Source organism: Neisseria sp. P0022.S010 (assembly GCF_051956635.1).
Genome location: NZ_JBQCXF010000321.1, coordinates 1 through 3,403, shown reverse-complemented (window position 1 = coordinate 3,403; position 3,403 = coordinate 1). Strand labels below are relative to the sequence as shown.

5 protein-coding genes are annotated in these 3,403 nt (G+C 45.5%); 4 read left to right on the top strand and 1 reads right to left on the bottom strand.

Annotation, left to right across the window (positions count from 1 at the left end; translation table 11 throughout):
- The first annotated feature begins 144 nt into the window (after window positions 1-144).
- Window positions 145-447 (top strand): hypothetical protein, encoded by a 303-nt coding sequence (locus ACTHUT_RS16065; protein WP_440385644.1) that lies wholly within the window; start codon window positions 145-147, stop codon window positions 445-447.
- A gap of 55 nt (window positions 448-502) precedes the next feature.
- Here the strand turns inward: ACTHUT_RS16065 and ACTHUT_RS16060 are convergent, their stop codons facing one another.
- Window positions 503-1,009 (bottom strand): hypothetical protein, encoded by a 507-nt coding sequence (locus ACTHUT_RS16060; RefSeq protein WP_440385645.1) that lies wholly within the window; start codon window positions 1,007-1,009, stop codon window positions 503-505.
- Window positions 1,010-1,265: 256 nt separating this feature from the next.
- Here ACTHUT_RS16060 and hisS point away from each other — a divergent pair, with 256 nt between their 5' ends.
- The 3 genes from hisS to ACTHUT_RS16045 all read left to right on the top strand — a co-directional run.
- The gene (gene hisS / locus ACTHUT_RS16055; protein ID WP_128582809.1) at window positions 1,266-2,561 is read left to right on the top strand and encodes a histidine--tRNA ligase; all 1,296 of its coding nucleotides are present in this window, start codon (window positions 1,266-1,268) and stop codon (window positions 2,559-2,561) included.
- Complete coding sequence (locus ACTHUT_RS16050) at window positions 2,562-3,191, top strand: YfgM family protein (RefSeq protein ID WP_440385646.1); 630 nt, start codon at window positions 2,562-2,564, stop codon at window positions 3,189-3,191.
- A gap of 141 nt (window positions 3,192-3,332) precedes the next feature.
- Window positions 3,333-3,403: GTPase (locus ACTHUT_RS16045; RefSeq protein WP_440419050.1), on the top strand; the 71-nt coding region annotated here is incomplete at its 3' end.

Sequence of the window (3,403 nt, the reverse complement as noted above, 5' to 3'; positions counted from 1 at the left end):
CTAATAATAGATATGTATTGATGCAGGTTTTGTGTTTAAATAGATTCTTCAAACGAGCAGAGAAACTGGTTTTGTTTGAGCTTGCTTTTATGGCATGAATTGAAGAAATGATAAAGAAGCAATATCTAAGAAAAGGAGAATATTATGCAGAGAAAAATCTGCATAATCATCATGTTATCCGCGTTTTCCGTGTCCGCTATGGCGGGCGGGGAAGTTCGGCTTGGTAAGAATAAGGCATACGATAATGAGTATGAACTTGTGGTAGAGCATGAAGTAAATGAAGAAGTTTCACAATTAAATCAAGACGAGTATGCCGCACATCCAATACGTAACGATAGCGGCGTTATGCAGTCAGGGAAAGCTGCTTCAGGCAGACAAGCTGTTTCCCAATACGGAAAACCTAATTTACCGCCTGTACGCTTAAATCCGCATCCTTCACGACCTTGATTACAAAATCAAAGGGCTGCTCCATTTGTTTAGACAGCCCTTTTGTTTTGTTGGCTCACTCACATTTTTGTTTGCGTAAAACAAGTTTATAATCAGTTTTGATGCTGGTTTGATCGCCAATCATCTTAAAATCATCTATCAAACAACGGTCTTCTATACATTTTAACGTGAAATCTGCACCGACTCTATGGCCGTCAAATTGTTTAAATGTTGCCCGGACGGTATGGGGAGAAGTGACCTTGACTTGCAAGGTTTTATGGAAGTTGTCAGGATGATCCTGACCAAATCCCAAGTAGTAATGTATCGGCATGTCACATCCCATCTCCATATCGGGTTGCTTACGGATATTAGTGTCAAATTTATTGAATTGTCGGATGATTTTTTGTAGTTCAGGCGTGGTAATACGTTTGTGTTCAGAGCCTAAATCCACTTTAGACAGATAAACCTTTTTGACTAAATCTATTTTGGCTTGATTATTTGTGGCGTTATTTGCAGCCATCGCTTGAGAAGATAGGCTGGTAGTCAACAAGCCGATAACAAAAAGAGAGCGCAGTGTTTTCATGATGTGCATAGGGATGAGATGAAAAGAATCTAAGTATAACGACATTGAATCTATATTGAATATATTTTTAAGAAATTTAAGTTGAAAGGCAGGGGAAGGATGGGAATCATTGAATATGATTCTGTAATCTGCTTACAGGCCGTCTGAATGCGAAAACCGATTTTCAGACGGCCTTTTGATTTGTTCCCAACCTCACAAACCCTTAAAAATCAGCTATAATGCCCAACTATTTGATTTTCGCTTATCCCATATTGAAATGGCACAAAAAATTCAATCTGTAAAAGGTATGAACGACCTTTTACCTGTCGAACAAAAAGATTTCAAACTGACGGCTGCGTTTTGGCAGGCGTTTGAAGATACGGTTAGTTGTTGGACACGCGCTTACGGCTATCAGCAAATCCGTACGCCGATTGTCGAGCAAACCGGTTTGTTTGTCCGCTCCATCGGCGAGGAAACCGATGTGGTCGGCAAGGAAATGTACACCTTCTCTGATTCAAACGATTCTTTGAGTTTGAGCCTGCGTCCTGAAGGTACGGCTTCTTGTCTGCGTGCGGTGGTCGAACACAACCTTCTGTACAACAGCCCGCAAAAGCTGTGGTATATGGGGCCGATGTTCCGCCGCGAGCGTCCGCAAAAAGGCCGTTATCGTCAGTTCCATCAGGTCGGTATCGAGGCTTTGGGTTTTGAAGGGCCGGATATCGATGCGGAAATCATCGCGATGTCAGCCGATTTGTGGGAAAAATTGGGCATTCGCGAATACCTGACTTTGGAAATCAATAGCTTGGGTAACCGTGAGGAACGCGCGGCACACCGTGCGGCATTGGTTGAATATTTGACCCGCTATGAGGCGCAACTGGACGAAGACAGCAAACGCCGTCTGAAAACCAATCCTTTGCGCGTTTTGGATACGAAAAACCCTGATTTGCAGGAAATCTGCAACGCGGCGCCGCGTTTGGTGGATTACTTGGGCGAGGCTTCGCAAAACCACTATGCACGCTTCAAGGCGATGTTGGACGGTTTGGGTATCCAATATGTTGAAAATCCGCGCTTGGTACGCGGTTTGGATTACTACAATCAGACGGTTTTTGAGTGGACGACCGACAAACTCGGCGCGCAGGCGACTGTGTGCGGTGGCGGCCGTTACGATGGTTTGATTGAAGAACTTGGCGGCAAACCTGCGCCGTCTATTGGCTTTGCGATGGGTATTGAGCGCTTGCTGCTTTTGGTGAGTGAATACGGCTCGCTGGAAGTGAACGCTGCGCCTGATGTCTATGCAATGCACCAAGGCGAAGGTGCGGACTTGCAGGTGATGAAATACGCGCAAGCCTTACGCGCACAAGGTTTCAATGTGATGCAGCATTCCGGCTATCAAAGCCTGAAAGCGCAAATGAAAAAAGCAGACAACAGTGGCGCACGCTTTGCCCTGATTGTGGCTCAGGATGAGCTGGCAAACGGTACGGTTACCCTGAAAGATATGCAGGGCAAACACGAACAGAAAACCGTTGCCGCCGCTGATTTGACAGACACTTTACAACAATGGAAGAACGCATAAATGGCAGCCCATTTGGAAGAACAACAAGAGTTAGACAACTTTAAATATTTTTGGAAACGCACCGGCCGTTGGATCTTTGCCTTGCTGATCGTGGCGGCTTTGGGATATTTGGGTTACACCATTTACCAAGGCCAAAAAGCTTTAAAAGATCAGGAAGCCGCCGCTGTATTGGCGCAAATGGTGGAAAAGGCGCAGCAAAAAACCGACCCCAAAGCCATCAACGCCGATTTGGCTGAATTGCAAAAAAACTATCCTGATTCCATTTCGACAGCCCAAGCTACCTTGATGGTAGCGGCGACAGAGTTTGATGCCGGCCGTTATGATGTGGCGGAAGGTCATTTGAATTGGGTACTGAAAAACCAAAACGCACCGCTAGTTCAAGCTTTGGCAGCCCAGCGTTTGGGCGTTGTCCTGTTGCAGCAAAAAAAATACGATGCCGCCATCAATGCCCTGAATACTCAGGTTGAGGCTGATTTCGAGCCTTTGATGCTGGAAACCAAAGGCGATGTTTACGTTGCCCAAAATAAAACCAAAGAAGCCGTACAAAGCTACGAAGCTGCTTTGAGTAAATTGCCGCAAACTGCCGTGGGCCGCGAATTGCTGCAAATGAAAATCGACAGCTTGAAATAAGTTTTTTTAAAATCAAGGCCGTCTGAAGTTGCCATGACTTTTCAGACGGCCTACACTTATCCTTATCAACCGTGTTTTTAAAACACCTGCTTGTGTTCCGCTCCCGTTTTTAGGCGGCACTTGACACAGAAAGACTCCATCATGAAACCAACCATCGCGCTTGTCGGCCGCCCCAATGTCGGCAAATCTACTTTATTCAACCGTTTGACGCG